General features: G+C 72.4%; 2 protein-coding genes. Both read left to right on the top strand.

Annotated elements, in window-relative coordinates:
* The coding region (locus BKE38_RS22860) for a DegT/DnrJ/EryC1/StrS family aminotransferase (RefSeq protein WP_076959541.1) at nucleotides 1-824 on the top strand (824 nt) is incomplete at its 5' end.
* On the top strand, nucleotides 824-1,298 hold a 475-nt coding region (locus BKE38_RS22855; RefSeq protein ID WP_207553646.1), incomplete at its 3' end, for a hypothetical protein. The genes BKE38_RS22860 and BKE38_RS22855, both read left to right, overlap by 1 nt.

Here is a 1,298-nt window from a genome sequence, read left to right as displayed (position 1 = left end):
ACCTCGATGCCGACGACGTCGCCGCCGCGGTGACGCCGCGCAGCCGGGCGGTGATCTGCGTCCATTACGCCGGCGTCGGCTGCGACATGGCGGCCCTGCAGGCGGTCTGCCGCCGGCATGGCCTGGCCCTGGTCGAGGACGCCGCCCAGGCCGTCGGCGCCTTCTGGGCCGGGCAGCCGCTGGGCAGCTTCGGCACGCTCGGCGCCTTCAGCTACCATGCCAGCAAGAACGTCACCTGCGGCGAGGGCGGCGCCCTGACCGTCAATGATCCTGCCCTGCGCAGCCGCGCCGAGATCCTGTGGGAAAAGGGCACCGACCGGCTGCGCTTCCAGCGCGGCGAGGTCTCCCGCTATTCCTGGCAGGATCTGGGGTCTTCCTTCCTGCCGTCGGAGGTCACCGCCTCGCTGCTGGCGGTGCAGCTCGCCCGTGTCGAGGAAATCACGGAAAAGCGGCTGGCGGTCTGGCGGCGCTACGACACGCTGCTCGCCCCGCTGGCCGAGGATTGGGGCCTGCGCCGGCCGCAGATCCCGCAGGCGGCGGCGCATAACGGCCATATCTACCACCTGCGCTTCCCCAGCCGCGCCATGCGCGACCATGTGCTGGCGCGCCTGACCGCCGAGCGCATCGGCGCCTCCACCCATTACGAGCCGCTGCACCTGTCCGCCGCCGGGCGCCGCTTCGGCCAGGCCTTCGCGCCGCTGCCGGTGACCGAGGCCGCCGGCGCCACCCTGCTGCGCCTGCCGCTCTATGGCGACCTGCCGCATGGCGAGCAGGACCGCGTCGTCGAGCGGCTGGAGGCGGCGCTGGCCGCCATCCCGCATTGATGCTGCAGCCGGAAAGCTTCGACGCCGCCCTGGTCCCGGGCTTCCGCGCCGCCATGCGCGACCACTACCGCGCGCTGACCGCGGTGGAGCAGGCCAGCCTCGCCACCCTCCGCGGCGCCGATGTCTTCCAGCCGCGCGACTGCCCGGTCTGCGGCCATCCGGCCACTGGCGCGCAACGCCTGGACCGCTTCAGCCGCCCGGATTTTTCCCTGCTGCGCTGCCCTGGCTGCCGCCTGGTCTACAGCCGCGAGGTTTTCTGCCAGTCCACCGAACGCGACCGCTATGCCCGCGCCGAGGCCGATCCCGACAGCATCCCCCAGGCCTTCGCCGCGCTGAAAGGCAGCGCGCCCTATGCCCGGCTGGAAGAGGGCAAGATTCTCTACGTTCTGCAGCAGCTCGCCCCGCTGTTCCCGCAGCCGGCTGAGATGCTGGACATCGGCTGCGCCCAGGGCGCCGTGCTGGATGCCTTCGCCG

This window comes from Teichococcus deserti, assembly GCF_001982615.1.
Lineage (GTDB): Bacteria > Pseudomonadota > Alphaproteobacteria > Acetobacterales > Acetobacteraceae > Pseudoroseomonas > Pseudoroseomonas deserti.
Note: the sequence above shows the minus strand (reverse complement) of the source record. Positions and strands in the feature narration are given on the sequence as shown.